General features: G+C 74.1%; 14 protein-coding genes. 3 read left to right on the forward strand and 11 right to left on the reverse strand.

What is annotated here, in order from left to right; all coding sequences use genetic code 11:
- Nucleotides 1-29: 29 nt before the first annotated feature.
- The 6 genes from RGE_RS12950 to RGE_RS12975 all read right to left on the reverse strand — a co-directional run bounded on the left by RGE_RS12950 (nucleotide 30) and on the right by RGE_RS12975 (nucleotide 16,314).
- On the reverse strand, nucleotides 30-794 hold the full coding sequence (locus tag RGE_RS12950; RefSeq protein WP_014428865.1) for a hypothetical protein: 765 nt from the start codon (nucleotides 792-794) through the stop codon (nucleotides 30-32).
- A gap of 97 nt (nucleotides 795-891) precedes the next feature.
- Nucleotides 892-2,850, reverse strand: coding sequence for a hypothetical protein (locus tag RGE_RS12955; RefSeq protein ID WP_014428866.1), 1,959 nt, complete (start codon nucleotides 2,848-2,850; stop codon nucleotides 892-894).
- A gap of 28 nt (nucleotides 2,851-2,878) precedes the next feature.
- Nucleotides 2,879-7,798 (reverse strand): hypothetical protein, encoded by a 4,920-nt coding sequence (locus tag RGE_RS12960; RefSeq protein WP_014428867.1) that lies wholly within the window; start codon nucleotides 7,796-7,798, stop codon nucleotides 2,879-2,881.
- A gap of 28 nt (nucleotides 7,799-7,826) precedes the next feature.
- Nucleotides 7,827-11,483: a hypothetical protein gene (locus RGE_RS23255; protein ID WP_014428868.1), complete on the reverse strand. Its 3,657-nt coding sequence runs from the start codon at nucleotides 11,481-11,483 to the stop codon at nucleotides 7,827-7,829.
- A 12-nt stretch (nucleotides 11,484-11,495) separates the two neighbouring features.
- Entirely contained in the window at nucleotides 11,496-14,747 is a 3,252-nt protein-coding gene (locus RGE_RS12970; RefSeq protein WP_148280186.1) for a DUF6603 domain-containing protein, read from the reverse strand.
- A 124-nt stretch (nucleotides 14,748-14,871) separates the two neighbouring features.
- Nucleotides 14,872-16,314, reverse strand: a complete 1,443-nt coding sequence (locus tag RGE_RS12975) for an aminotransferase-like domain-containing protein (RefSeq protein ID WP_014428870.1) — start codon at nucleotides 16,312-16,314, stop codon at nucleotides 14,872-14,874.
- Between the two features lie 160 nt (nucleotides 16,315-16,474).
- On the opposite strand from RGE_RS12975, the gene ccoG reads away from it, so the two are divergent.
- Nucleotides 16,475-17,881 (forward strand): cytochrome c oxidase accessory protein CcoG, encoded by a 1,407-nt coding sequence (gene ccoG / locus RGE_RS12980; protein ID WP_043784077.1) that lies wholly within the window; start codon nucleotides 16,475-16,477, stop codon nucleotides 17,879-17,881.
- A gap of 11 nt (nucleotides 17,882-17,892) precedes the next feature.
- Here ccoG and RGE_RS12985 read toward each other — a convergent pair whose 3' ends face one another.
- Entirely contained in the window at nucleotides 17,893-19,545 is a 1,653-nt protein-coding gene (locus RGE_RS12985; RefSeq protein WP_014428872.1) for an isovaleryl-CoA dehydrogenase, read from the reverse strand.
- On the reverse strand, nucleotides 19,542-20,378 hold the full coding sequence (locus tag RGE_RS12990) for a PaaX family transcriptional regulator C-terminal domain-containing protein (protein WP_014428873.1): 837 nt from the start codon (nucleotides 20,376-20,378) through the stop codon (nucleotides 19,542-19,544). Before RGE_RS12990 ends, RGE_RS12985 begins: the two co-directional genes overlap by 4 nt.
- Nucleotides 20,379-20,489: 111 nt before the next feature.
- Here RGE_RS12990 and RGE_RS12995 point away from each other — a divergent pair, with 111 nt between their 5' ends.
- Both RGE_RS12995 and RGE_RS13000 read left to right on the forward strand, forming a co-directional pair.
- Nucleotides 20,490-21,260, forward strand: a complete 771-nt coding sequence (locus RGE_RS12995) for a DeoR/GlpR family DNA-binding transcription regulator (RefSeq protein WP_014428874.1) — start codon at nucleotides 20,490-20,492, stop codon at nucleotides 21,258-21,260.
- A gap of 19 nt (nucleotides 21,261-21,279) precedes the next feature.
- The gene (locus RGE_RS13000; protein ID WP_014428875.1) at nucleotides 21,280-21,663 is read left to right on the forward strand and encodes a VOC family protein; all 384 of its coding nucleotides are present in this window, start codon (nucleotides 21,280-21,282) and stop codon (nucleotides 21,661-21,663) included.
- A 7-nt stretch (nucleotides 21,664-21,670) separates the two neighbouring features.
- Here the strand turns inward: RGE_RS13000 and RGE_RS13005 are convergent, their stop codons facing one another.
- The 3 genes from RGE_RS13005 to RGE_RS13015 all read right to left on the reverse strand — a co-directional run bounded on the left by RGE_RS13005 (nucleotide 21,671) and on the right by RGE_RS13015 (nucleotide 24,667).
- Nucleotides 21,671-22,714, reverse strand: a complete 1,044-nt coding sequence (locus tag RGE_RS13005; protein WP_014428876.1) for a lytic transglycosylase domain-containing protein — start codon at nucleotides 22,712-22,714, stop codon at nucleotides 21,671-21,673.
- A gap of 88 nt (nucleotides 22,715-22,802) precedes the next feature.
- Nucleotides 22,803-24,125 (reverse strand): fumarylacetoacetase, encoded by a 1,323-nt coding sequence (gene fahA, locus RGE_RS13010; RefSeq protein WP_014428877.1) that lies wholly within the window; start codon nucleotides 24,123-24,125, stop codon nucleotides 22,803-22,805.
- Nucleotides 24,122-24,667 (reverse strand): VOC family protein, encoded by a 546-nt coding sequence (locus RGE_RS13015; protein WP_014428878.1) that lies wholly within the window; start codon nucleotides 24,665-24,667, stop codon nucleotides 24,122-24,124. The genes fahA and RGE_RS13015 overlap by 4 nt, the downstream gene beginning before the upstream one ends.
- Nucleotides 24,668-24,748 lie beyond the last annotated feature (81 nt).

Consider the following 24,748-nt stretch of genomic DNA (forward strand, 5'->3'; position numbering starts at 1 on the left):
TGCAGGCCCTCGCGGCGGGCGCGGCGCCCTCAGAGATCGATCTTGCCGATGTTGTCCAGCAGGAAGGGCTGGACGCGCGCGGCCACCGCGGCCTGGATCGCCTCCAGACGTTCGAAGCCGATGTCCAGCTGCCCTTCGGCGGCGCGCAGCCGGGCGTGTTCGGACGAGAGCTTGAAGAACAGCACCTGCGTGATCTCCTTGCTCGCCTCGATCGCCAGCGCCACCAGCTGGACCTTGACGGTGCCCGCCGCCTCGTCGGCGTCGACCGAGCCGAGCTGGAACTTGGCGCCGCCGACGTGCGTGCTGCTGCGGTCGAAGATCGTGATCCACGGGTTGGCCGCGTCCATCTCCTGCAGCCCCTTGAGCACCGAGACGATGAGCGAGCCCGCCGCCAGCGCGGCACCGCCCAGCGCCGCCGTCAACACCGGCAGGATCGCCTGGTGCACGCCGGCGTCGTCGTCGCCGACGGCGGTGTCCTTGAACTCCATCGAACGGGTCGTCCAGCCGACGTTCTGCAGCACCTCGACGTACTTGGCGTACCAGGCCATCACGTCGCGGCTGCCGGCGCTGGCCTTGTTGGCGGCGAGCTGGGCCAGCAGCAGACAGTCGGCGACCGCGGCGCGCTGGTCGGGCCGCACGCTGGTGTGGAACTCGGCGAGCTGGGCGCCGACCGCGGCGAGCTCCTGGCCGCTACCGAAGGACGGCGGTGGGGGCGCCTCGCCGCCGCGCGTGACGCGGTGCCGGGCCTCGGGGAGCGCGAGCTCGCGCACGTACTGGAGGGGATCGCGGGACATGGGAACCTCCTCTGGCCCCGGCGCGCAGCGGCCGGCGCCGCCAGCCTACGCCGCCGCGGCGCCCGCGGGCAGCGATGAGCCTAGGGATGTCCCGGACTCAGCCGCCGCCCCCGGCCCGGCGCACGAGGTCGAAGCGCAGCCCGCTGGCGCCCTCGCCTCGCCCGGTGTTCTTGCTGCGGCCGATCCACAGCAGCGCCCGCCCCGAGGCGTCGCGTGCGTAGTTGAAGGCCCGGCGGACCTCGATGCCGTCGCGCGGCACCTCCTCGTCTTCCAGGCGCAGGAAGTCGGTCGTGAACAGCGAGGCCGCGTCGGCCGGTGTCGTGCGCAGGATCTCGCCGCGCGGATGGAACATGAAGCCCTGAAGCCCGGCCTGCTCGGGCTTGGCCTCGACGAAGGGCGCCGCGCGCAGCCTCTCGACGACGGCCGCGATCTCGGCGTTGCGCGGCTCGGCCAGGCGCGCGGCGTCGACCTGCAGATGCTGCACGACGACGCCGCGCTGCAGCTGGATGGACCAGTTCGCCGGCGTCGCGCCGGCGCGTTTGACCGGCAGGAAGGGAATCCAGTTCGCCGCCACCGGCGTCTGCAGCGTGTGCTGAAGCGGCGCGCCCGGCGCCGGTACCGCGCCCAGCGGCACGCGCAGGGTCTGCGTCGTCGACAGCCGCGTGCTCTCGAAGCGCCGGTCCAGCGGATCGCCGGACGTGCCCTGCACGCGTTTCTCGATCGCCCAGGCCAGGTTGGCCATCTCGTCGCGCATCAGCACCACGTGCTCCAGCGCCGGGCCTTCCTGGGCGTGCAGCGCCGGGCACAGGAACAGGCAGTCGTCCAGCCGCGCACGCGGCGCGGCGGCGGCACGCACCGACATCTCGAACATCGTCCACTGCGAGCCGTCGAGGTTGCGCGCCGGCGGGATCGGTACCTCGATGCCGAAGTTGTCGCGCACGAAGAACTCGGCGACGCGGTACAGCGCGTTGACCGGCAGCGTCACCGGCAGCAGGTACCAGTCGTTGCCGAACACCAGCGCGTACTCCAGCAGCGCCAGCCGGGCGAGGTCGCTCTTGGCCGCGCCCATCGCGCCGAAGTTCAGCCGCCCGTCCTCGAACTCCCAGTAGCGGTCGGCCGGCATGCCGGGGTAACGCGCCATCGCCGGCATCGGCGGCCGCGCGGGGCGCCAGTCGATCGCCGCCGCGCCGGCCACCGCCTGGCCGGGCTGCGGCACCGAGGCGACGACGAAGTCGTCCCAGTCGAGCCGGCCGTCGACGTACTCGTCGGCCTCCAGGCGCAACTCGGGCTGCACGCCCTCGCTGGCGAGCGCGAAGCCGTACTCCAGGCGCTGCGGGTTCCAGTACGGGCTGGCGCCGCTGTCGCTGCGCGGGTCCAGCGCCAGATCGTCGACCCAGCGCAGCCAGCGTTTCAGCACCTCGACCACCGCCGGGGGATCGGCGATGCCGAGCGCTGCGACGAAGCCCTCGGCATCGTCGGCGACGGCGGCGCCGAAGGCAGTGGCCAGCACGTGGGCGTCGACCGAACGGCCGTGCAGCAGCCGGTGCCAGACGAAGCCGGCGTTGTCGGCCGCGGGGTCCGAGGGCGCGGCGATCGCCGCCGGGAAGGCGGCCAGCAGCGGCGCCACCGCGTCGGCGCGGCCGGCGGCGCGCAGCAGGCGCAACAACTGCTGCCCGGCCTGGGCGTTGAGCTTGGGGTGCGCGGCCAGCACCCGCTCCTGTTCGACCATCGCCTCCAGCGGCGGCGCGCCTTCGGGCAGCGCCGTCGCCGGCACCGCGCCGGACGGGTGCAGCAAGCGGCGCATCGGCACGCCCTGCACACGCAGCCGCGCGCCGATCGGGCTGCCGGCGTCCTCGCCCTGCAGCTCGTTGAACTGCCACTGGCGCGCCAGCAGCCACAGCGGGTCGGCCACCGGCGCCTGCAGGCCCAGGCCGACGTCGTCGGCGGTGGGCAGCGGTTCCAGCCGCGACCAGGTGGTCGCCGACGGATCCGGGCGGATCGCCTTCAGGTCGACGGCCACCACCTTGGCGGCCGTCGCGGAGACCTTCAGCACCATCGTCGGGCTCCTTCGTGCGCCGGGCGCATCATTCGCTGGGCACCAGCTTGCCGGCGGCCATCGTCATCACGCTGCGCGCCGAGTGCTCGCCGTAGGCGGCGCGCAGCGCGGCCAGGCTGCGCTCCATCATCGCGGCGAAGTCCACCGAGGGCACGTCGCGGCGGAAGTTGTTCGACAGCATCAGCCCCGGCAGCAGGTTGCCCAGGCCTTGCAGGTCCTGCGGCCGCACGGCGCGCAGCCGGGCCAGTGCCAGCGCCTCGTCGACGACGGCCAGCAACTCGTCCAGCGTCCAGTGCTCGGCCGCAGGGTCGGAAGGCACGGCGAGCAGCATCGTCTGCGGTGGCCGCGCGCCGGGCGCGTCGAAATGGAAAGACAGCCCGGTCGTCTCCTCGGTCGCCGGGATGGTTTCACTCCATTCGTCGACGAAGAGGCCGGCGAAGCCGCTGTCAGGCGTCACCGCGGCCAGCGCGCCCGGCGCGTAGGCGGCGACGGCGACGACGCCGCGCAGATCGTCGCCTTCGGCCGGCGGCAGCGCGCCCCAGCGCCGCACCGGCGCCAGGCCCGGTGCGCCCATCTGCACGAGCTGGAAGTCGGCACCGTCGACCGCCAGGCCACGCGCCTCGGCGGCGCTCAGCACGTCGGCCAGGCGGCCGGCGCCGTCGTGCACGCAGCCCAGCTTGGGCAGCCAGCCGGCGATCGCCAGCTCGTCGCCGTCGAGCAGCGTGGCGCGCGCGGCCAGCGAGGCCGCGACCTCGCCGGCGTAGCCGCCGAGCGTGAACACCGGCAGCACCGGGAACTCGGCGCCGAGGATGGCGTGGATGCGCTCCACCGTCTTGCGCACCTGCTCGCCGAAGCTGTCGCCGGCCTCGGCGGCCGGCGCAGCATCCAGGCGCGCCTTCATCTCGTCGTGCAGCGCGAGCGCACGGTCACGCGCCGCGGCCACGCTGTCTGGCGCCGGGCCGGCGGTGCCCGCCGGGTCGGCGGCCGTCGCGCTGCGCCAGCCCAGCGCCGCGGCGTCGGCCAGCGCGGCGTGCAGCGCGGCCAGCATCGCCTTCGTGTCGGGCGCCGCCGGGTCCAGCGCCTCGGCGTCGTCGGGCAGCGCGGCGGCGGCGACGCCGAGCGCGCCCAGCACCTGCACGGCGCGCGTCTCGGCCGGGGCCAGCCGCGCCTGCAGCTCGGCCAGGTCGACGCCGGCGTGGTCGCCGTGCTGCAGCGTCGCGTCGCTCTCGACGCCGTCGCGCGCCAGCACCATGTCCATGCGGCGCAGCGCCCTCGCCTTCTCCAGCAGCTGGCGCAGCAGCCAGCACAGCGACTCGAACTCGACCAGCCCGCCGGTGCCGGCGGCGGCGTCGGCCGGCGCTTCGGCCTCGAGCACGATCGCCAGGCGCTCGGCGTCGGCGCCGAAAGCGGCGCGCGCCTTGGCCGCCAGCACCGCGGCCAGCGCCTCCTGCACGCGGCTCTGGCCGCCGTGCTGCTGCGGCTCGCCGCCGAGCACCAGCGACAACGGCGACAGACCCAGTTCGTCGACGCCGGCCTGCAGGCGCTCGGCGCGCGGCTGCCAGCGCCAGCCGGGGCGGCCGTCGTAGACCTCGCCGCTGGGCACGCGTTCGACCAGCCGGGCTTCGAAACGCCAGCGCGCCGGGGCGCCGAGCAGCCGCGCCAGCCAGACGTTGAGCCGCGGTTCGACCTGCGACTGCAGGTCGTCCAGCGCCGCCCAGTCGCCGGCGTCGGTGCCGGCCAGCACGACGGCCACACGCTGGGTGTAGCCGCGGGTCGACCGCGGCGTGCGCGTGACGCGCGGCTCGGGCGGCCGCGTCTGCTTGTCCAGCGCCGACATCGCCGCCGCCGAGCCGTCGAGGTTGCCGCCGACCAGCTGGTGCACGCTCTCGCTGACCAGCAGGTCCGAGACCGCGTCGACCAGGTCGGCGAGCTCGTCGACGAAGGCCATCGCCAGCTGGTGCTCGGCGGCGGGCACGCCGGCCGGCCGCACCGCGTCGACGCCCTGCTCACGCGCTTCGGTCGCCAGGCGCAGGCCGTCGACGACGTCGCGGGCGCCGATGTCCTCGCCGGTCTCCGGCGCGTTGCCGGTCGGGCGGTACGGGAAGCGCCGGCGGTACTCCAGGATGTGCTGCGACAGGTCGTGGTCGCGCAGCGCACGCTCGAAGCGGTAGCCCAGCAGCGCCGCCAGCGCCTGGCCGTTGGCCACGCCTTCGAGCAGGCGCTTGGCGCGTTTGACACGCAACGAGCGCAGGTCGATGTCGAAGGCGTGTTCGGCGTGCTGGCGGTTGGCGAGGTGGCCGCTGCGCAGCACCGCGGCGGTCGTCGCCTGCTGCAGCGACGGCGCGTGCACGTAGCCCATGCTGTCGGCCAGGCGCTGGTCGCGTAGCGTGGCATCGGGCTTCAGCCCTTCGACGACGCCGAAAGCGCCCAGGTGCAGCCCGCCGGGCGCGCGTTCGCGCAGCCCGTCCAGGCGTTTGGTCGCCAGCGAGCTGATCCAGGCGTCGAGCCGGAAGGCGGCTGCGTCCAGCGTCGTGCGCAGCGCGTGGTCGAGTTCGCCGACGCTGCGCTGCTGCAGGAAGGCCAGGCTCTCGCGGAAGCTGGCGATGTTGCGCAGCGCCTCGGGCCAGTTCGCGAGCACGCCGCCCAGCCGGGTGCCGATGTACTGGCCGACCGACTGCTCGCCGGTCGTGCCGATCAGCCTGAGGCCCATCAGCGCGCCGGCGTGGCCGAGCTGGAACTGGTCGCCGACCAGCGTCGCGTGATCGACGCCGACGTATTCCGCCGGGCGCAGCCGCAGCGCGGCGGCCTTGGCCGCCGGCGACAGCAGGGTCTGCCGGTCCAGGTGGCCGTAGAACAGGCGCCGGCCGCTGGCCAGCACTTCCTCGTCGGCAGCGAAGGCCAGCAGCGCCTCCAGCAGGCTGTCGGCGTCCTGCATCGCGACCAGCGCGGCGCGCGGGTCCTGGCCGGCGGTCGACAGCAGCTGCACCAGCGCGGCCAGGTAGTCGCGCGCCAGCCGCGCCGCGGGCGGCAGTTCCTGCTTCGGGTTGGCCGGGTCGCGCTGCACCCAGGCCACCGCGTCCAGCGAATGCGCCTTGGGCCGCACGCCGCACAGCGCGATGAAGGGCATCAGTCGCGGCCAGCGGTCCAGCAGGTCGGCGACCATGAAGGCGTTGAGCAGCCGCTGCGAAGCGGCGATCTCCTCCAGGTCGGGATAGTTCTCCACCGCCGCCGGCCCGGCGACCTGGAGGAAACGTTTGGCCACCGACCAGGGCTGCATCGCCAGCACCTGGTGCAGCGTCTCGGCGTCGGCGGACTGCATCGTCGGCACACGCGGCACGGCGGCCTCCCAGAAACCGCGGAACCAGCCGAGCACGGCGTGCAGCTCGCGCTCCAGCGCCGAGTTCGGCTGCGGCCGGTAGCCGCGCGCGCAGACCGGCAGCAGGCCGTAGGGCTGGCGGCCGATGCGCAGCGCCGACAGCGGCCCGCCGGGGCGCAGGAAACGCACGGCATGCGCGCGCAGCGTCTCGATCGCCGCGTCGTCGATCAGGCTCTCGGCGTCCTGCACCGGGTTCCAGAAGTAGCGCAGCGTGTAGCCCAGCGTCGCGCTCCACAGCGCGTTGACCATGTGGCCCGAGCTCGCGCCTTCCTGCAGCGCGCCGCCGGGCACACGCGTGGCGTCGAAGCCGATGCCGCCTTCGGGCACCGGCGGCAGGCCCAGCAGCAGCTGCAGCCGTGCGCCGGCGCCGGCCAGCTCGTCGGGCGGCAGCGGCGGCGGTTCGGCCGGCACCGCCTGGGCCGCGGCCTCGGCCTGGGCCTGCGCGGCCACCGGGTCCAGCGCCGCGGCCAGGTCGCCGCCGTCGGCGGCGAAGCCGGCGCGCGCGCTGCCGGTGTTGTTGGTCGGCGTGCCCTGGGCGACGAAAGCCAGGCCCTGGCCGTGTTCGTGGTTGTGCAGCAGGTCGGCGACCAGCGCGGCGGCGGTCTCGGGCGTCTGCGTCCAGTCGACGCCGATGACGACCAGCCGGTCCAGCCCCTGCATCAGCGTCGTGCCGGGCTTCAGGTCGGCGGCGGTGACGGTGATCGCCATGCCGGCCGCTTCGGCCGCGTCATAGTCGACCAGCCAGGCGCGTTCGCCGGCGAACGGGTCCCAGGCCTCGGGGTCGGGCGGCGCCAGCAGCGGGTCGAACAGCGGCGACATCGGCAGCACGTCGGCGACGACGCGGCCCCATTTGCGCAGCACCTCGACGCCGCCGCGCCAGCCGACGGCGACGAAGCGGTCGGGCAAGGCGGCGGCGGTCTGCTCGCGCGCCTCGCCGGCCGAACGCGGGATCGCCGCTTCGTCGAAGACCGGCGCGGCCTCGGCGCCCAGCGCCGCCAGGTTGCTCGGCACGACGGCGCGCACCAGGTAGGCGGCGCGCATCGGGCCGTAGGGCCGCGACAGCTCGGTCCACGGCGAGGCGCTGTCGGCCGGCGACGCGAAACGCTGCGTCCAGTAGCGCTGCACGGAGGCGATCTCCTGCGGGGTGAGCCCGGGGTCGTGCTGGAAGGCGTGCACGACGTCGGGATAGACGCGGATCATCAGCCGCGTCGTGGCGTCGTCGTAGCGCGTCTGGATCGCCACCGGCAGCAGCAGCACCGGATGGGCGGCGTCCAGCGCCTGCACCATCAGCGCCGGGTCGCGCTGCGCGAGCAGCTGCTCGGACAGGCCGCGGATCGACTGCAGCCGCTCGCGCAGCGCGGCGTCGCCGCCGCGCGCCGCCGACGCCAGGTCTTCGACCCGCGAGACGGCCTGGGCCAGCGTGCGTTCGTCGGCGCCGCCGCGGCGCAGCCGGTCGAGTTCACGCTGCGCCGCGTCGAGCTCGGCACGCGCCCGGCGCTGGGCGTCGCGCGAGCGGGCGTACTCGGCGCGCGCGCCGGCGATCGCTTCACGGTTCAGGTCGAGCACGGGCATGGGGGCTCCTGGGGGCGTGCGCCGAGGTTCAGGTCGCGAGGTCCGGGCCTTCCCAGTAGGCGCGGAAGGGCTCCTGCAGCAGGGCCTGGGCGATCTCGGCGGCGGTCGGGGTGGCGCTGAGGCCCGGGAAGGACGCGAACGGCCGGTCGGCCGGGTTGGACAAGGCGGCCAGCGCGCCGATCGAAAGGTGCTGGCCGGCGTCGACCTTCAGCTGCGACCACGACAGCGTCTTCCACGGGCTCAGGCCCGCCGTGCGCAGCGCCTGGAAGGCCGGCGTCGCGGCGGCGCCCAGCGCGAACTGCTCGCGCGCCCAGGCGAGCGCGGCGCGCGGCCGGGCGCCGATCTTCGCCGCGCCGGCATCCGGTGGCGGCACCGGGACGTCGAAGCCGAAACGCGGCTCGCCCATCGGCTCCTCGACGACGAAACACCAGTCGGCTATGTCGGCCTTGTCGATGTCGAAGCCGAAGAAGCTGATGTCCGGGGCGATGAAACCCGAGAACACCGGCGTCTGCACGTCGGCCGCGCCGGGCAGGCGGCCGTCGGCGCCCTTCAGCAGCTTGCTGTCCTCGGGCCCGGCGTTCTTCACGCGGCGCCAGGCATAGACCGCGGCCGTCGGGTAGCGCAGCAGCAGCCGGCCCTTGATCAGCAGCGCCACGCGGTCGGGGTCGGTGACGTTCGGGTCGACACGTTCGCCCAGCGGCTGGCGGCCCCAGAGGTGGATCGGCGCCATGTCGGGCAGGTGTTCGATGCGGCCTTCGCTGCCCGGCCCCAGCCGGTGCCAGAAACGCTGGAACGGCGTGCCGCGCAGGTCGGTCGGGAAGCCGCGCCACAGCAGCTCGCGGTTCATCTCGTGGTTGGCGCCGACCATGAAGGCGTCGATGAAGTACTGGTTGACCTGCACCAGCATGATCAGGTCGGGCGGCAGCTGGCCGATGCCGGGCATGAAGGCTTCCGGGTCGTGCTCGGCGAGCGCGCGGTACATCGGCTCGCACAGCTGCGGGAAGGCCATGACGCGGTCCAGCAGCGGCCCGATCGCGTAACGCAGCCGGGCCGCGGCGGCCGTGGGCGGCAGGAACGCGGCGACGTAGGGGCTGCTGCCGCCGACCGGCGCGCCGGCCAGCGACAGCTGCGACTGCAGCCGCGCGCGCAGCGTCAGCTCGGGCCGGGTGCGCGCACGCAGCACCTGCGCCGCCTGGGCGAGCGGAAAGTCCACCGGCATGACACGCAGGTGCGTCGCGTCGAAGGGCTCGCGCCAGGCGCGCTGCACACCGCGTGTGGCCTCGGCGAAGGCGTTCAGCACGCCGCGCTGGCGGATCGCCGGCGGCAGCGTGACGCTGACCACGCCGCGCTCGGGCGGCGCCTCGCCCAGCCGCGTGATCTCCAGCGTCTCGCTGACGCCCAGGCGCACGCCGCTGTTGCCGCCCTGCAGGTCGAAGGCGTTGGGCGGCAGGCTGGCCAGCAGGCCGAGGTTGCCGTAGGCGCGCGCGTCGGCCGCCGGCCACGAACCCAGCGCCAGGCCGCTCGCCGCGCGCTGCACCGCCGCGCCGGCCGGCTGCGGCGCGCCGCGGCCGACGAAACGCAGCAGCGGCCGGTCGACACGCACGCTGCCGCTGCGCGCGTCGATGCGCAGCGCGCTGAACTGCAGTGCGCTGCCCTGGGTCTGGGCCTCGACGAGCAGGCCTTCGACACCGCGCCGCCCCAGCGCCTCGACCTGGGCGGCGACGAAACCGAGGTCCGCCGGCCCCAGGCCGCTGGCGGCGCCGGCCAGCGCCGCGAAACGTTCGACGTGCACGTCGGTGAAGACACCACGCGACTGGCCGGCGCGCACACGCGGCAGCGGCACGCCGCCGCGCTCGACGACGGCCCGTGCCGCAGCACCGGCGGCCAGCGCCGCACGCACCCGGCCGGCGGTCGGCGCGACGCGCAGGCCACGCGCGCCGAGTTCGACGCGCGCGTCGTCGGCGGCCGGCAGCGCGACGCCGTCGAACAGCCGCGTGCCGGCGACGCCGTCGGCGAGGAAGGCGTTGACCTCGAAAGCGGCCGGCTTGCGTGTCGCCTCGGCCATCGTGCCGAGGTAGCGCGTGGCCAGCGCCGGCAGCGTCTGCACGCCCACGCCACCACGCATCGCCGCCAGCCGCAGCGTGCGCCGCTGCGGGCTCAGGCCGCGGCGCAGCGCGCCGTCGACCATCGCCGCCGGCAGGCTGGAGCGTTCGACCTGGCCGCCGAGCGACGCCGTCCTGCCGTCGACGCGGTAGGCCACCGCGCCCGAAGGCAGCACGGCCTCGATGCGCGCCAGCGCCGGGCCGGCCAGCTGCAGCAGCCGCTCGGGCGGCAGCGGGTCGAAGTGGCGCGCCTTCAGCGCGCGCTGCACCTCGATCGCCAGGCGCGTGAAGTTCAGAAGCTGCGCGGCCTCGCGGATCGTGCCGACCTGGTCCCAGCAGGCGTCGACGTAGTCTTCCTGGTGACGCCGCACGACTTCGGCACCGTAGCCGGCGGCGGCGCGGTAACGCGGGTTCAGGTTCAGCCCGGCCAGCCACCAGCCGGGCTCGTCGGCCGGCGTCACCGCATGGCGGCGGGCGTGCCAGGCGCCGTACAGCGGCGGCTTGACCTCCTGATGGCGCACGCTGCCGTCGGGCTCGTCCTCGACGGGGTTGTCGACCTGCCCGGCCGGCGTGTCGACGATCGCCGCCAGGCTGGCTGCGTGTTCGGCGGCCGGCGGCGAGCCCGGCACGTAGCCCAGCGGCACCAGCGCGCCTTCCATCGTCGTCAGCTGCGCCGGCGCGTCGCCGTCGAGCAGCGCGTCGACGCTCATCGGCGAGGTGCCGACGCGGCCCAGCAGCGCGCTCGTCGCCGGGTCGTTCTGCCACTTCTTCGGGCTGCGCAGTCGCCGCGCCAGCGACTCGAAGTCGCCCTGGGCGCCGGTCGAAAACTCCCAGTGGTGATAGACCGGCAGCACGACGTCGGCGCCGGCCTGCGGGTTCCAGGCCGGCTGCAGCTCGGTCGGCGCCGAGTCGCCGGCCTGCCCCAGCCCGCGCAGCCGGCCGGGCTCGAACGCCGGCACGACGCAGGCGACGTAGTCGGTGTCGGGCGCCAGCCGGCGCGGGCAGACCAGGCGCGAAACGTTGGAACGCGGGTCGCCCTGCAGGTCGGCGCGGATGCCGTCGACGTCGCCCGCGGCTCGCGCGCTGACCACCTGCGCATGCGCCCAGGACCAGGACTCGGCCAGCGGCGGCAGTTCCTCGGCGAGGTGTTCGGCCGGCACGCGGATCTGCGGCAGCGGCGCCTGGCCTTGCAGGCGCGGCCGGCCGCAGCGGTCGCGGCGCAGCACGACCAGCACCAGCCAGGGCCGCAGCCGGTCGTCGGCGTTGGCCAGCGCCGGCGTCAGCATCCACGGCAGGTCGGGCGGGTCGAACTCGACGATCGCCAGGTAGTTGGGCTCGAAGTTCGTCGTGCCCGGCCGCGGGTCGGTGCGCACGACGAGCCGCGTGTCCAGGCCGACGACGTCGCCCGGGCCGTAGAGCTGGACCGTGAGCGGCGCGACGTTCCCGCCGTCCGGCAACCCGGCGAGCTGGATGCCGATGCTCGCGCGACCGTGAGGCGGCAGCGCCCCCAGGTGATCGACGGTGTCGAGCGCGACGCCGAGCCCGCGCCGCACCCAGGGCAGGAACTGGTAGCAGATGGCCATCGTGCGGCTCCGTCAGAACGCGGTCTCGAACTGCTCGACGACCAAGGCGCCGGCGGCGGCGTCCTCGGCGTGGAAATACGAACTGGCCGCCATGCCGCCCAGCGGGCGCGCGGCCAGGGTGCCCAGGCCGGCGTCCAGCGCCGCCAGCGGCGGCGGCCTGACGCCCAGCTTCAGCTCCTCGGCCGGCGACAGCGCACGTTTGCGGCGCAGCGGCGAGCGCCCGGTGGCGCCGACTTCCAGCGCCCACTGGCGGTGCGCCTCCAGCGCCAGGCCGGGCAGCGCCAGGCGGCCGTCGCTCTTGTCGATCGACAGGTTGACCTCCTCGTAGTCGAAGACCTCGGCCACCGCGGCGCCGAAGCGGTACTCGCGCTGGCCGACCTCGAACCCGGACGTGAAGCGGTCGAACGAGGGTTTGCCGAGCAGGTCGTCCTGGTTCATCTCCAGGAACTGCGCCGCCGGGAACGGGTCGGCGAGCGTGCGGTCGGGCGCCTGGGGCTGCCCGCCGAAGACAAGCGTCTCGACCGCGATCTCGCGAGCGCCGTCGATCGCGTCCGAGCCCAGCTTGTCCAGCCGCTTGGCCAGCGGCAGGCGCTTCTGCACGAACTGCAGCAGCGCGTTCGGATGCGCGATCAGCGACGCCGGCGCGTCGGCCGGCGTTTGCGGCTTGGCGAAGCTGGCGAAGGCGTCGCCGTCCTGGGCGAGCTGGGCCGACCAGTTGGCCAGGTTCTCCAGCTCGGGCCGCAGCGCGTCGACCAGGCGCACGCGGCGCACGATGGTCTCGCGCTCCTCGCCCCACTCCTCGTCGACGTGGAAACCGAAGTCCGGCAGCGGCCACGGCGTGTGCACCTCGGCGCGGCCGATGATGTGCCAGCGCCCGGGGCCGGCCAGCAGGCCGTAGATGTCGACGCTGGCGAAGTCGATGCCGAAGACCTCGACGCCGGCGAAGACGTGGATGTCGGTCTCGAAGCGGAACTTCGGCACCAGGTAGACGATGGCGTTGAACTCGAAGCCGCCCTCGAAGCTGGCGATGCCGACGTCGCCCCAGACGCGCAGCGCCGCGCCGCCCTGCACCGTCGCCGAGGTGACGGCGAAGTAGCCGTCGAAGCTCATCCCGACGATGCCGATCGAGAACTCGCAGCCGACACGCTGGAACGGGCTCGGCAAGCCCGGCGGCAGGTCGGTGAAACGCGGGTGGAAACCGCCGGCGCTGATCAGGAAGCTCGGCCGGTCGCCGAAGACGGCGCGGAAGGCGAACTGGCCGTGCAGCGAGATGAACAGCACGCGCGAGTCGCGCAGCACGCCGTCGAACCAGATCTGCAGCGGGTCGAAGACAACGCCGCCGGCGAAGTCGACCTGCAGGCGCAGGATCGCCAGGCTCTTGTCGACCAGCGGCGGCAGCTGCACGATGACCTGGCCGACGAAGACGATCTGGCTCGGTTCGATCAGCAGCCCGAGACGTGCGGTGACCAAGCTGAGCGTGCCCCAGCCCAGCTCCAGCATCGGCCCGATGACGAAGCCGCCGGCCTTGAACGGAAAGATCACGCGCAGCTGGTTGAACAGCTGCGGCGCGTTGGCCACCGGGTTCTGCGGGAACAGGAAGCTGTCCAGCGAGCCGGCGGCCAGGCCGTTGGACAGCACGTCGCGGTCGATCGTGTGCTGCACGCCGATCAGCCCGCCCAGCCCGGTCAGCGTGAAGCCGAAGCCGAGCTGGATCGGCGGCAGGTTGGCGGCGATGATCAGCAGCAGCGACCAGCCCTGCGGGTTCTTCGTGCCCAGCAGGCCGATCGCCTTGACGCCGATCTGCATCAGGCGGATGTCGAGGATGCCGCCGTACTCGCCGCGCTGCGGGTCGAAGAGCAGGAAGCCGCCGCCCTTCAAGACGCCGGCGTCGATCGCCAGCCCGGCGCCCGACGGCGGCTTGAGCCCCCAGTCGGCGGCGGCCACGCCGGCCAGCAGGTTCTGCAGGTTCAGCGTCGTGCCCAGGCGGTCGATCGAACCCTGGAACGGCCCGATCTGCACTTGGAACGAGCCCGAGAGCTCGAGCTCGACGCGGTTCAGGCCGTCAGCCTTGCGCAGCTCGAAAGTCAGGAATGGGATCTGCACCGGCGAGTTCGGGATCGCCTCCAGCGGGATCGTCGCGCGCAGCCCGGTGCCGTCCTTCAACCGCAGGCCGCCGGCGCGGTCGGCGACCAGGCCGAAGGCCAGCGCGACCTCGATCTGGTCGCCGAGGATGGCGCCGAGAAACGGGTCGTCGCCGACCTTCAGCACCAGGCGGCTGTCCTTCAGGTCGAACTCCAGCCGCGGCTCCAGGTTCTTCAGCACGATGGCGCCGGAAAGCTCGCCGATCGCGAAGTGCGTACCGTCCGCCGGCCCCAGGCGCAGCGGCTGGGCGGCGTTGCGGCGGCCGAAGACCAGGCCGAGCTCGACCGCGCCGCTGAACTCGGGCCGCGGCAGGCTGGCCGGCAGCGGCGCCAGCGGCGGCAAGGCGAAAGCCAGCGCAACCTCGTTGCTGGCCGTCAGGCCGACGACGAACCCGTCGCCGGCGGCCTGCTCTGCGGCCAGCGTGCTGCGCAGCCGCGCGTGCAGCTTCGGCGGCGCCGCGGCGCCGTCCCAACCGAGCTGCAGCACCAGCTTGCGTGCGGCGTCGGCCGACTTGGCGAGTTCGAACTCCCGGGTCAGCTGGGCCGGCGGCAGCGGGATCGCCGCCGCTGGCAGCGCTGCGGCGGGCATGCCGGCGTCGGCGTCGTCGCTGCCGAAACCGCGGTCGATGACGGTGCCCACGGCCATCAGCGCCAGCGCGACGATGGCCTGGGGCTCGGCGACGGCGGCGTCGGACAGCGCATTGCCGTCGGGGTTCTCGCCCTTGAGCAGGTAGACCAGGCGGCGCGCCGGCGGGCGGGTGTCGGGCTCGTCGGCGTCGCCGGAGACGATCAGCAGCAGCTTGGCCAGCGAATACGCCGACGGCGGCTTGCCCGGGCTGGCGCCGAGCAGGCGGTCGATCTGGCGCACGACCTTGACCAGGTCGCCGAGGTCGGCGGCGCCGGCCTGCAGCTCGGCCAGCACCTCGCCCAGCGTGCGCAATGCGGCCAGCGTCTCGCCGGTGACCAGCGTGGCCAGCGCCAGCGACTCGGCCGCCGCATGCGTGGCGGCAAAGCCCGCCGGGTCGACCGTGGCCTCGGTCTTGTCGAGCTGCAGGCCGAGCCGGGTGCGCAGCGCATCGCCCAGCGGCGTGGCCAGCGCCGGCAGCGGGACTTGGGACTGCAACTCGGCCACTGCGGCCTGAAACCATCTGAAGGCCCGCAGAAAGACCTTGTCCGCCGTTCCCGCCATGCTGACTTCCTCCGCAGGGAGGACGGACTGTAGGAAGGCGACCGGAGCGCGTCACCCCCTAGGGAGCGCGCGGCAGCGGTTCAGGGGGGCGGCGCTGCTCGTGCACCAGACGGCCCAGCGTGCGCAAGGCCGGTTCCACGCGCGCATCGGCCGGGTGGCCATAGTTCAGCCGCAGGCAGCGTGCGAAGCGCCGGTCGGCCGAGAACAGGTGGCCCGGCGCCAGGCCGATGTCGTGCGCCGCCGCCTGGCGCTGCAGCAGCAGCGCATCGACGCCGTCGGGCAGCTCGACCCAGAGGAAGTAGCCGCCCTCGGGCCGCGTGACGCGCGTGCCGGCCGGGAAGTGGCGCGCCAGCGCGGCCAGCATGCGCGCCTGGCTGTCGGCCAGCGCCTGGCGCAGCTGGCGCAGGTGGCGGTCGTAGCCGCCGTGCTGCAGGTAGGCGGCCAGCGCCTCCTGCGAGGGCATCGCGGTGGTCAGCGTCGTCATCAGCTTCAGCCGCTGCACCGCCTGGGCGTAGCGCCCCGCCGCCGTCCAGCCGACGCGGTAACCGGGCGCCAGGCACTTGGAGAACGAGCTGCAGTGCATCACCAGCCCGTCGCGGTCGAAGGCCTTGGCCGGCGGCGGGCGGCGGGCGCCGAAGTGCAGCTCGCCGTAGACGTCGTCCTCGATCAGCGGCACGCCGTGGCGCGCCAGCAGCTCGACCAGCGCGCGTTTGTTCGCCTCTGGCATCAGGCTGCCCAGCGGGTTCTGGAAGCTGGGCATGAACCAGCAGGCCTTCACCGGGTGGCGCTGCAGCACCTCGGCCAGCGAGTCGACCTCGATGCCGTGGCGCGGGTGCGTCGCGACCTCGACGGCGCGCAGCTGCAGCCGCTCCAGCGCCTGCAGCGCGGCGTAGAAGGTCGGCGACTCGACGGCGACCAGGTCGCCGGGCCGCGTGACGGCCTGCAGGCACAGGTTCAGCGCCTCCATCGCGCCGTCGGTGACGACCAGTTCGCGCGCGTCGACCGCGGTGCCGGCGACGACGTAGCGCAGGCCGATCTGCCGGCGCAGCGCCTCGCTGCCGGTGGTCAGCTCCTCGACGATGCGGCCGGCGTCCAGGCGGCGCATCGCCGGCGTCAGCGTGCGCGCCAGCGCGTCCAGCGGGAACAGCGCCGGGCTCGGGAAGGCCGAGCCCAACGGCACGACGTCGGGCCGGCGTGTCGAGCCGAGCACGTCGAAGACCAGTTCGCTGATCTCGACTTCGGTCGTGCGCGGGCTCGGCGAGGCCGTCGCCGGCTCGGCGGCACGCGCGGCCACCGGCTCGGCGACGTAGTAGCCCGAACGCGGCCGGGCCTGGATCAGCCCGCGCGCTTCCAGCCGGTAATAGGCCTCGAAGACCGTCGCCGGGCTGATGCGCCGGCTGGCGCTGGCCTGGCGCACCGAGGGCAGGCGCTCGCCGGGCCGCAGCGTGCCGCTGCGGATCAGTTCGGCGATCTCCTCGGCATAACGTTCGTAGCGCTTCACTGATCCGGTTCCAGGGTGACGGGCCCAATGTAGCGCCGTCGGCAGCGGCCCGGCGGCATGTCCCCGGCGTGGGCATCTGATCCGGTTTTTTGGCGCTCTTCTGAGTCTTATCGGATCAGATGCGGCGCGGCACAGTGCGCTTGACTTCCCGCAAGACGCCATGAGCCATCCCTCCCGCGTGATCCCTTTGAAGCCCGTGGCCGCCGGCGGCCACACGCCGCTGCTGACGCCGCGGCTGAAGATCCACCCGCGGTCGACGTACGGCCGCTACACGCGCTGGCGCTGGGCGCTGGTGTGGCTGACGCAGGCGGTGTTCTACGGCCTGCCCTGGCTGCAGTGGAACGGCCGGCCGGCGGTGCTGTTCAGCCTGGAGACGCAGCGCTTCTACCTCTTCGACCTGGTGCTGGTGCCGCAGGACATGGTGTTCCTCAGCGGACTGCTGGTGTTCAGCGCGCTGCTGCTGTTCTTCGTCACCGCGCTGGCCGGGCGGCTGTGGTGCGGCTTCGCCTGCCCGCAGACGGTCTACACCGAGATGTTCATCTGGCTGGAAGCGCGTTTCGAAGGCGAACGTGCGGCGCGCCAGCGCCTGGACGCGGCGCCCTGGAGTGCCGCCAAGCTCGCGCGCCGCGGCGGCAAGCATCTGGCCTGGACCACGCTGTCGTTGTGGACCGGCATCAGCTTCGTCGCCTGGTTCACGCCGATGCGCGAGCTGCTGCCGTCGCTGCTGGCCGCCAGCGCCGGCTGGTACGCCTTCTGGGCTCTGGTCTATGGCGGCTTCACCTACCTGAACGCCGGGCTGCTGCGCGAGCAGGTCTGCCGCCACATGTGCCCTTACGCGCGTTTCCAGGGGTCGATGCTCGACCCCGACTCGCACATCGTCGGCTACGACCGCCAGCGCGGCGAACCGCGTGGCCACCGCGCCCGCGGCGAGAGCGCCGCCGCGCGCGGCCAGGGGGCCTGCGTCGACTGCACGCTGTGCGTGCAGGTCTGTCCGGCCGGCATCGACATCCGCGCCGGTCTGCAGAGCGAGTGCATCAGCTGCGGCGTCTGCGTCGACGCCTGCGACACGGTGATGGACAAGCTGGGCGACGCACGCGGGCTGATCCGTTTCGACAGCCAGCGCCGCTTCGACGGCCAGCCGGCGCCGACGCGGCGCTGGCGCGTGCCGGTCTACGGCGCGCTGCTGCTGGGCGTCGGAACCGCGCTGGCCGCCGGGCTGGTGACACGTTCGCCGGTGCGTGTGGACCTGATGCGCGACCGCGGCGTGATGGCCCGCGAGGCCGAGCCGGGCTGGGTGGAGAACGTCTACCGCGTGCGCCTGACCAACGCCAGCGAACACGCCTGGCGGTTGCAGGCGCGCGTGCAGGGCCTGGCCGGCGCCGAGGTGCTGGGCGCCGCCACCATCGAGCTGGCGCCGGCCGGCGAACACACGCTGCCGCTGAGCGTGCGCGCGCCGGCGGTGGCCGACGGCGAACGCGTGCGCGCGATCCGCCTGGTCTTCGAGCCGGCCGACGGCCGCGAGGGCCCGCGGGTCGTGGAGGCGAGCACCTTTCTGATGCCGCGCTGAGCGGCGTGCGGCTACAGCGCTGGCATCGCCCGCGCCACGATCGCCGCCGCGTCGACCCCACGCGGCAACGTGCCGTACTGGCGCGCGCCGCCGCCGTCCAGGCGCGAGGCGCAGAAGGCGTCGGCCACCGCCGCCGGGGCGTGGCGCACCAGCAGCGAGGCCTGCAGCGCCAGCGCCATGCGGTCGACGAGGCCGCGGGCGCGGAACTCCAGGTCGGAGAGATCCGCGAACTCGTCCTGCAGCGCCGAGACCCAGCGGTCGAGCCGGCGGTCGGCGCCGCGCGCCAGCGCCAGCTCGGCGAAGAAGGCGTGCAGCGCCGCCGGCGCCTTCTCCAGCGCGCGCAGCATGTCCAGGCACTGCACGTTGCCGCTGCCCTCCCAGATCGCGTTGACCGGCGCCTCGCGGTACAGGCGCGGGAACGGGCCGTCTTCCATGACGCCGCTGCCGCCGATGCACTCCATCGCCTCGGCGGCATGGGCCGCCGTGCGCTTGCAGACCCAGTACTTGCCGATCGCCGTGCCCAGGCGCACCAGCGCGTCTTCGTGGGCGTCGCCGCGGCGGTCCAGCGCACGCGCCAGGCGCATCGTCAGCGCCAGCGAGGCTTCGCTCTCCAGCGCCAGGTCGGCGAGCACGTTCTTCATCAGCGGCTGCTCGGCCAGGCGGCGGCCGAAGGCCGAGCGCAGCGCGGTGTGATGCAGCGCCAGCGCCGTGGCGGCACGCTGGCCGGCGCTGGAGCCGACCATGCAGTCGAAACGCGTGCAGGCGACCATCTCGATGATCGTGCGCACGCCGCGGCCTTCGTCGCCGACGCGCCAGGCGAGCGCGCCGCGCAGCTCGGTCTCGCTGCTGGCGTTGGCGAGGTTGCCCATCTTGCGTTTCAGCCGCACTAGCTGCAGCGGGTTCTTCGTGCCGTCGGGCCGCCAGCGCGGCAGCAGGAAGCAGGTCAGCCCGCCCGGTGCCTGGGCCAGCACGAGGAAGGCGTCGCACATCGGCGCCGAGACGAAGTACTTGTGGCCGACGAGTTCGTAGACGCCGCCGGCGCCGGCCGGCCGCGCCTGGGTGGTGTTCGCGCGCACGTCCGAGCCGCCCTGCTTCTCGGTCATCGCCATGCCGATGGTGACACCGGCCTTCTGGGCGTCGGGCACGTTGCGCGGGTCGTAGACGCGGGCGGTGACGCGCGGCAGCCAGGCTTCGGCCAGCGCCGGCGTCGTGCGCAGCGTCGGCACCGAGGCGAAGGTCATCGTCACCGGGCAGCCGTGGCCGGCCTCGACCTGGCTCTGCAGGTAGAACCGGGCCGCGCGGGCGACGTTCGCACCCGGGCGCGGCGCGGTGTGCGGCGACGCATGCAGCCCGTGCCCGATCGCCGTGCGCATCAGCTCGTGGTACGCGGGGTGGAAACGCACGAGATCGACGCGGCGGCCGAAACGGTCGTGGGTGTCGAGTTCGGGCGGGTGACGGTTGGCCTCGGCGCCCAGTTCGCGGTAGGCGGCCGAGCCGGTCAGGCGGCCGAAGGCGCCGAGTTCGTCGTCGGCCCAGGCCGCGCCTTCGCGCACGACGGCTTCGACCAGCGCCGCATCGCTGCGGTAGGCGTCGTGGTCGGGCAGCTCGGCCCCGACGTTGAAGACCTCGTGGGTCTCGGCCAGCGCGCTGGCGTTCGTGTTCATCGGCGGATCTCCTCGGGTTCGGTGGCGCGGGCGGCGCGCGCCCGGGCGAGAAAGCCTTGCCAGACGGCCTGGCCGGCGGCGTCGAAACGTTCGACGGTGCGCACGTAGCGCGCACGGGCCTCGGCGTCGACCAGCGGCGCGGGCAGCAACGGGTCGAAGACCAGGCGGCGGATGGCCTCGCCGCCCAGTTCGAAGGATTCACGCGCCGCCTGCTCGGGCGGCAGGCCGGGCGCGGCGTCCAGCCAGGCGGCGAGCAGCGCCGTGCCGTCGCGGTAGCCGGCGTCCAGTGCCCCGGTGTCCCAGAGCGAGCAGGCGCGCGCGCTGTCGGCGCCGGACAGCCCGCCGAGCACGAACACGGTGCCGGCGGCGGCGCCGTCGGGCAGCAGCGCGGCCAGGCGCTCGCGCAGCGCCTCGACGCCGCCGGCCAGGTTGTCGGGCCGCAGATGCAGGCCGCGTTCGAACTCGGCCAGCCCGAGCAGGCCGAAAGCGCGCTCGCGCGCGCGCAGCGCCGGCCGGTCGCTGCGGCCGGCGGCGCCGACGTGCACCGCCAGCCAGTCGCCGCGCCAGTGCACGAGGCGTTCGGGCAGGCGTTTCCAGGCCAGCACCGCGTCGGCCAGCGGCCGCGCCGCCGGCCCCAGCGCGTAACGCCCACGCGCCGGCGACAGCAGCAGGCCGGCCGCGGCGGCCCGCGTCAACGCGACGCGCACGGCGTTCTCGGGCAGGCCGAACAGTGCCGCGGCGGCCAGCAGCTCGGGCACCGCCAGCGTCGGGTCGCCGCTGCGTTCGGCGCCGAGCAGCAGACTGAGGATCAGCGATCGGGGGTCGGTGGCCATGCCGGGACATTACTGACGTCGACCTTTATTGCCTATCGACGTAATCCCTGCCGACGATGCGCTAGAAGTTGCACGTTTGCATTCTTGTTTGTGCACGTTTATCCTAGCCACATGGAAGCCCACGACGTCCCGCTCGCCCGCCGCGACCTCATCGCCGCCCGCCTGGCCGCCGGCCAAGGCGTTGCTGCCGCGGCCTTGGCCGCCGAGTTCTCCGTGTCCGAAGACGCCATCCGCCGCGACCTGCGCGCGCTGGCCGCCGAGGGCCGCTGCCGGCGTGTCTACGGTGGCGCCTTGCCGCCGGCCCCGGGCGGATTGCCGATGGCCGCGCGCAGCGGCGTCGACATCGTGCGCAAACGTGCACTCGCCCGGGCGGCGGCCGCCACCGTGCGCCGCGGCGAATTCCTGTTCCTCGACAACGGCAGCACCAACCTCGTGCTCGCCGAACTGCTGCCCGAGGACCACGAGCTCACCGTGGCGACGAACTCGGTCGACATCGCCGCGGCACTGCTGCGCCGTCAGGACCTGCGCCTGCTGATGCTGGGCGGCATCGTCGACCCGACGGTCGGCGGCTGCGTCGACGCGACCGCGCTGCTGGCGCTGCAGCGCCTGGACGTGGACCGCGCCTTCGTCGGCGCCTGCGCCATCTCGGCCGAGACCGGCGCCAGCGCGCACGACGCGGCCGACGCCGAGTTCAAGCGTGCGCTGCTGGCCGCCAGCCGCGAGCGCGTGGTGATGGTGACGAACGACAAGCTCGGCACGCGCGCCCCGCACCGTTTCGCGGCGCTGCAGGCGCTGGGCACGGTGATCGTCGAACACGACGCCGACGCCGCCGCGCTGGCCGCCGCCGGCGCCACGCTGTGCCGCGCCGACGCGCCGGTCTGAGCCCTGCAGGAGAACCCCGATGCCCCTCGCCCACGTCGCCCTCTGGACCCGCGATCTCGACGCCTCGGCCGCCTTCTGGCAACGCCTGTTCGACGCCACGATCGCCCCGCCCTACCGCAGCGAACGCCGGCCGGGTTTCGTCTCGGTCTTCGCGACGCTGCCCGGCGATGCGCTGCGGCTGGAACTTATGGCCGCGCCCTGGCTGGCCGACGCGCCGGCCGGCGACGCCGTCGGCTGGGACCACGTCGCGATCTCGCTCGGCGACGCGGCGGCCGTCGACGCGCTGGCCACGCTCTGCGCCTCCGAGGGCTGCCTGGTCTCGGCGCCGCGCCGGACCGGCGACGGCTTCTACGAAGCGGTGATCGAGACGCCCGACGGCACGCGCGTCGAAGTGACGGCCTGAACCGCCGTCAGCGCAGCCTGTTCGGCAGCGCCGCGGCGGCCGACAGCGTCGCCAGCATCGGCGACGGCGGCGTGACGCTGGCGTCGTACGGATGCCAGCGCTGCCCGCCCAGCGAGGCCAGGATGCGGCGCACGTAGGCGCGTGTCTCGGCGTACGGCGGCACGCCGCGGTAGCGGTCGACCGCGCCTTCGCCGGCGTTGTAGGCGGCCAGTGTGAACAGCACGTCGCCCTGGTAATAGGCCAGCAGCCAGCGCAGATAGGCCATGCCGCCGCGGATGTTCTCCACCGGGTCCGACAGCTTGCGCACCTTGAAACGCGCCGCGGTGTCGGGCATCAGCTGCATCAGGCCCTGGGCGTTCTTCGGCGACAGCGCGCCGGGGTCGAAGCCGCTCTCGGTGGCCATCACCGCCAGCACCAGCTGCGGCGCGAGCTTGTACTCGGGCGCCACGAGGTCGACGAAACGCACGATAGGCTGCGGCGCGTTCGCAGGCGGCGGCAAGGCGGCGAAAGCCGAGGCCGGCGCGCGCAGGCCGGGCCGGGCGCGCGGCGCCGGGGCGGGTTTGGCGGCGGCGGTGACCGGGTCCTGCTCGGGCGGGCGCAGGCAAGGCGGCGGCGGCCCGAGCGGCGTGCCCAGGCTGGCGGCCATGTTGACCGCCTGCGGCAGGCCCTGCTCCGCGGCGGCGGCGAACAGGTGCGCGGCCTGGGCCTCGTCGCGTTCGATGCCGCGTGCGTTGGTCAGCATCCAGGCCAGGTTGAACTGCGATTCGGCGTCGCCGTAACGCGCGGCACGGCAATAGAGCTGGGCCGCCAGCACGGCGTCGCGCGGCACGCCGTCGCCGTACTCGTAGGCCTTGGCCTCGGCGCGCCAGCGTTCCACCTGCGCCGGCACGACGGGGCCGCGTTCGGGCGGCGGCGTCTCGGGGCGTGGCAGGGAGGACAGGTCAGGCACCGCCTGCGCGTGCGCGGCGGCCAGCCAGAACAGGCTGGCGGCGAGGACGGCGCTGCCGCGGCGGGCGGCGCGCGCTCCGGGGAGGTGGCGGCGCGGCTTCATCGGCGCACCGAGTCTAGGCCGCCGCGCGCGCCGGCGCCCTCCCCGAGCTCGGCGGGTCTGGCGGCCCGCGGCGTGAGTTAAGTCGCGTTCAGCTCGCCGCCGGCAGCACCGTGCCGCGGCATTCGCCCAGGCCGATGCGGCGCCGGCCGGGCGCTTCGCACCAGCCACGCAGCACGACGGCGTCGCCGTCTTCGAGAAAACAACGCTGCTCGCCGCCGGGCAGTCCCACCGGGCGTTTGCCGCCGACCGACAGCTCGATCAGCGCGCCGGCTTCGCCCGGCGTCGGCCCCGACAGCGTGCCCGTGCCCAGCAGATCGCCCGGGCGCAGATTGCAGCCGTTGACGCTGTGGTGGGCGACGAGCTGGGCCATCGTCCAGTAGGCGTGGCGCCAGCTGGTGCGGCTGATCGTCGCGCCGGCTTCGCCGCGTGCGCGCATCGCCGCGGTCTGCAGTTCGACCGAGAGCTGCAGGTCGACGGCGCCGACCTCGGCCGCCGCGGGCGAATCCAGGTAAGGCAGCGGCCGCGGGTCGCCGGCCGGCCGGCGCGCGGCGCCGACACGGAACGGCGCCAGCGCTTCCAGCGTCACGACCCAGGGCGAGATCGTCGTCGCGAAGTTCTTCGCCAGGAACGGGCCCAGCGGCTGGTACTCCCAGGCCTGCAGGTCGCGCGCCGACCAGTCGTCGAGCAGGCAGACGCCGAAGATCCGGTCTTCGGCGGCGCCGATCGGCACCGGCTCGCCCAGTGCATTGCCGGGGCCGACGAAGAGGCCGAGCTCGAGCTCGAAGTCCATCCGGCGCGTCGGCGCCAGCTCGGGGTACTCGGCGTCGGGCCGCATCAGCTGGCCGCAGGGCCGGCGGATGCCGGTGCCGGAGACGACGATGCTCGAGGCGCGCCCGTGATAGCCGATCGGCACCCACTTGTAGTTGGGCAGCAGCGGGTGGTCGGGGCGGAAGAGCTTGCCGACGTTGGTCGCGTGGTGGATCGAGGTGTAGAAGTCGGTGTAGTCGCCGATCTGCGCCGGCAGCGTGAACTCGGCCGCGGCCTGCGGCACCAGCGCGGCTTCGAGGCGGCGGCGTTCGAGCGCACCGGCACGCAGCAGGCGCGACAGCGTTTGGCGCAGCGCCTGCCAGTGGCCGCGGCCGGCGGCCATCAGCGGGTTCAGCGTCTCGCCGGCGGCCAGCGCCAGCGCCTCGGCGGCGCGCCCGTCGGCGACACCGGCGGCCTGCAGCGCGGCCAGGTCCAGCACCTGGTCACCGATCGCGACGCCGCCGCGCCAGGCCTGGCTGCTGCCGGCGCGGCGGAAGACGGCGAACGGCAGGTTCTGCAGCGGGAAGTCGGTGCCTTCGGCGTTGGCCGACTCGACCCAGCTCGTGAGCGCCGGGTCATGGGTCTCGTCGACGCCGGGCCTCATGCGTCCTCCTTCGCGAGGCTGCCGTCGTGCATCCAGGCGGCGTGTTTGGGCGCCTTCTTCGTGCGGCTCCATTCGTCGAGCATCTCGCGCTTGACGGCGTCCAGCCGCGACATCATCTCGGGCGTCGCACAGTCGGCGGCCAGTTCCAGCCGGTGGCCGTTGGGATCGAAGAAATAGATGCTGCGGAAGATCGTGTGGTCGGTCGGGCCGACGACCTCGATGCCGGCGGCTTCGAGCCGCGCCTTGGTCGCCAGCAGCGTGTCGACCGAGTCGACCTGCAGCGCCAGATGCTGCACCCAGGCCGGCGTGTTGCGGTCGCGGTCCATCGCCGGCTGGGTCGGCAGCTCGAAGAAGGCGAGCACGTTGCCGCCGCCGGCGTCGAGGAAGACGTGCATGTAGGGGTCGGGCGCCTTGGTCGACGGCACCTCGTCCTCGGCGATCGCGAGGATGAAGCGCATGCCGAGATGGCGCTCGTACCACTCGACGGTTTCGCGCGCGTCGCGGCAGCGGTAGGCGACGTGGTGGATCTTGCGGACCAGCATGGGGAAACTCCTGCGAACGGGGCTCGTGGCCCCGTGTCGCGGCCACGCCCGCGTCACGATGACGGCAGGCCGCGTGCCGCG

The sequence above is a fragment of the Rubrivivax gelatinosus IL144 genome (assembly GCF_000284255.1).
Taxonomy (GTDB): domain Bacteria; phylum Pseudomonadota; class Gammaproteobacteria; order Burkholderiales; family Burkholderiaceae_C; genus Rubrivivax; species Rubrivivax gelatinosus_A.